Origin of the sequence: Pseudomonas sp. CM25, assembly GCF_013179705.1 — a bacterium.
Lineage (GTDB): Bacteria > Pseudomonadota > Gammaproteobacteria > Pseudomonadales > Pseudomonadaceae > Aquipseudomonas.
In genome coordinates this window covers 1-3531 of record NZ_JABMCW010000460.1, presented here as the reverse complement: position 1 = coordinate 3531, position 3531 = coordinate 1, and the positions used below count along the sequence as shown (strand labels likewise).

The 3531-nt window shown below is 63.2% G+C and carries 3 protein-coding genes; 2 read left to right on the top strand and 1 reads right to left on the bottom strand.

Features of this window, described 5'->3' with window-relative positions; all coding sequences use genetic code 11:
• Positions 1 to 910: nitrite/sulfite reductase (locus tag HP546_RS27815; RefSeq protein ID WP_172232306.1), on the top strand; the 910-nt coding region annotated here is incomplete at its 5' end.
• Complete coding sequence (locus HP546_RS27810) at positions 894 to 1388, top strand: DUF934 domain-containing protein (RefSeq protein ID WP_172232303.1); 495 nt, start codon at positions 894 to 896, stop codon at positions 1386 to 1388. The genes HP546_RS27815 and HP546_RS27810, both read left to right, overlap by 17 nt.
• A gap of 68 nt (positions 1389 to 1456) precedes the next feature.
• Here the strand turns inward: HP546_RS27810 and HP546_RS27805 are convergent.
• On the bottom strand, positions 1457 to 3531 hold a 2075-nt coding region (locus HP546_RS27805; protein WP_172232300.1), incomplete at its 5' end, for an NEL-type E3 ubiquitin ligase domain-containing protein.

Here is a 3531-nt window from a genome sequence, read left to right as displayed (position 1 = left end):
GGCGCGGATCAAGATCCTGGTCAAGGCCCTTACCCCGGAAGTGTTTGCCGAAAAGGTCGAGGCCGAAATGGTCCACCTGCGTGGCGGCGACACCACCCTGACCGAGGCTGAAGTACAGCGCGTGTCGCGCCACTTCGTCGACCCGGAATACCTGGCGCTCGAAAACATCGACTACGCCGCGCAGGACGCCGAGACTCCAGGCTTCGCCCGCTGGCGCTCGCGCAACACCCGCGCCCACAAGCGCCCTGGCTACGTCGCCGTGACCCTGTCGCTGAAACCTACCGGCGTTGCGCCGGGCGACCTCACTGACAAGCAGCTGGACGCCGTAGCGGACCTGGCCGAGCGCTACAGCTTCGGCTTCCTGCGCACCTCGCACGAGCAGAACATCATCCTCGCCGACGTCGAGCAGCGCCAGTTGCACGCGCTGTGGATGGAACTGCGCGAGAGCGGCTTCGCCACGCCGAACATCGGCCTGCTGACCGACATCATCTGCTGCCCGGGCGGTGACTACTGCTCGCTGGCCAACGCCAAGTCGATCCCGATCGCCGAGTCCATCCAGCGCCGTTTCGACGACCTGGACTACCTGTTCGACATCGGTGAAATCGACCTCAACATCTCCGGCTGCATGAACGCCTGCGGCCACCACCACGTGGGTCACATCGGCATCCTCGGCGTGGACAAGAAGGGTGAGGAGTTCTACCAGGTGTCGCTGGGCGGCAACGCCGCACGCGGCGCGAGCCTGGGCAAGATCCTGGGCCCGTCCTTCGCCCAGGATGCCATGGCCGATGTGATCGAGAAGCTGATCGCCGTGTACGTCGAGCAACGTACCGAGGAAGAGCGTTTCATCGACACCTACCAGCGTATCGGCATCGACCCCTTCAAGGAACGCGTCTATGCAGCGAATCATTAAGAACAACCAGATCGTCGACGAAACCTGGCACCTGCTGCCAAAGGAAACCTCGTTCGACGAGCTGACCAACTGCGACGACTACATCGTCCCGCTGCAAATGTGGCGCGACCATGCCCACGTGCTCAAGGTCCGCGACGGCGGCCTGGGCGTGTGGCTGGACAGCGACCAGGAAGCGGAAGAAATCGGCGAGGACGTGCAGCACTTCCAGGTCATCGCGCTGAACTTCCCGGCCTTCACAGACGGGCGCAGCTACTCCAATGCGCGCCTGCTGCGGGACCGCTACAAGTTCAAGGGCGAGCTGCGCGCCATTGGCGACGTGCTGCGCGACCAGCTGTTCTTCATGGCACGTTGCGGCTTCGATGCATTCGCCATCCGTGCCGACAAGGACCCGGAAGACGCGCTGCAAAGCCTGAAGGACTTCTCGGTGACCTACCAGGCCGCCACCGACGAGCCGCTGCCGCTGTTCCGCCGCCGCTGATCGTTACCCGACTGGCCCACCGCCCGGTGGGCCAGCCTGCTCTCTTGCAGGCGTCACTGCCGCCCGTATCAACCGCCCCTGCTCGGGGATTTCATGCTTGGCTCTGGCTGCTGGTCTTCTCTGGCCTGCTCCTCACGTAACCGCATCAAAGCCTCATGGATGCGCGCCATGGTCGCCTCGCTCAGGTGATTCTGAGCAAGGTCGGCTGCCCACGGGTGCGCCTCGATCCACTCCATGGCTTCTGCGCTCAGGGTCGCGATCCGGTTCTCCCGCAAATCCACGATCATGTCGGGGTAACTTTGCAGTAGGCGAAGCGGAACCCTGCGCAGGCCGGTGGCGCGCAACGACACAAAGCGCAGGTGCACATTGAAGCGCAACTGCGGCGCGGCACCCAGCGGGTTGCGGCCCAGGCCAAGGACTTCCAGACGGGAAAACCACTCCAGCCGTGATTGCCCTTCAGCGTCCAGGGTGATGAGGTTGTCGTAAAGTGACAGCTGGGTCAGCCTGCCCAGTTGATTCAGGTTGGCCGGTACCGTTGTCAGACGGTTGCCCCCAAGGTCGAGCGTTCGCAAGCCGGTAAGCTGGCCAAGGCTACCCGGCAGGCTGACCAGCACGTTGCCGCGCAGGTGCAGGCTCTCCAGGTTTGACAGCTGCGCGATGCGGTCGTCCAGCACCGATATCCGGTTGAAGGACAGGTCCAGGTTGCTCAGTTGCGCCAACTGCTCGACTGCGGCAGGCAGCTCACCGAGCTGATTGCCACTGAGGTCCAGGTCCGTCAGCAGGTTCAGATGCTGCAGGCCCGCCAGGCTCCCTAGCTGATTGCCACCCAGGTTCAGGCGGCGCAGCTGCGGCAGATGCTCGAGCCCGTCCAGTTCGGCCAGGCAGTTGCCGGACAAATCCAGGTCTTCCATGTTGGGAAAACGCCGCAGGAAGTCCGCTTCGATGACCGACAGCTGCTGGTTACATATCGAGAAGGCACGCAGCCGATCGAACATGATGCCCGCTGGCAGTTCTGGCAGGGTACTTAGCAGTACCCCTTCGATACTGGTATCAAGTGGCGCGGCATTATCGTGATAATGCGACTGCCATAACTGGCGGAGCAGGTCAGCGAGATGTTTTCGCCCTGCATACTCAGGGTCCCCAGGCTGCCCGTGCCACGCTTCAAGGCTCTGCTCCAGCGCCCGCGACAGATGAGCGAAAGCACGGATCCCAGGGCCATAAGGGGGTTGCAGTCGATACCAGGTCCAGTAGTTGCCGCGGGCCAGGCTCAGCGTCAACGCCTGCTCCTCAGCGCTGCGCCGAGCTGGATCGAGCTGGCTCATACCCGCAAACCGATCGGCATACGCGCTTCGCACGTGGTCCTGCCAGAACTGTTGCCGGGCCAGAAACCCGCCGAGTACTTCGGCCGTCTCCGCCTCGTAGACTGCAGCTTCGGCCTCGATCAGTTCGGCCGACGTCACGCTCTGGACATGCTCCAGGTTCATGTATTCGGGCTGGCCGAACAGCCCTAACGGTTCGGCAAGCGCGGTCCTGAAGGCCAGGTACACCTCGTTTTCATCGAATTGCTCAGCCCGCTGGCGCAGGCGCTCGATGTGAGCGGCAGCATATCGATCGACCTGTTCGAGCCTGAACAGCTCACGCCCAAGGTCACGTAGTTCACGCTCCAGGGGCCTTCCACGCAGCCCCGCTGTTCGCAAAGCCAGCTTCATGCCGACGATCATTTCATCGAGGCTGGTGATGCGGCGCGGCATGGTCGCCAGCTCGAACAACGTCTGCCGAACAGTCTCATGGCGATACATGCCCCAGAGCAACTCGTTGACCTGGCGCCTGATATCCCGCGGGTTGCGGGCGTATGTGTCTGACCCGCGCAGCTCCTCGAGGAAGGCAAAGAAACCGCTGCCGCCGCCCTCCAGCTGAAGCACCTGCCACTCGGTCCTGCAATCTGCGACGAACTGTTCAGCGATATCTTCGAACCAGGGGTCACCCGCCATCGCCCGGGGCTCGGCAGGTGGCAAGGCTTCGACAGCCAATCGCTCAAGCGCAACCGGTGACAGCGGGTTGCCTTGCAAGCGTACCGAGGCAGGGTTGGCGCGTATCCGCCTGGCCTGCGCTTCGGTCACCTCGACGATACGGTTGTTGCTCA

What these genes read in the sequence shown, in the direction of transcription:
- HP546_RS27810 (WP_172232303.1), top strand. Translation starts at nt 894, where the DNA reads ATGCAGCGAATCATTAAGAACAACCAGATCGTCGACGAAACCTGGCAC.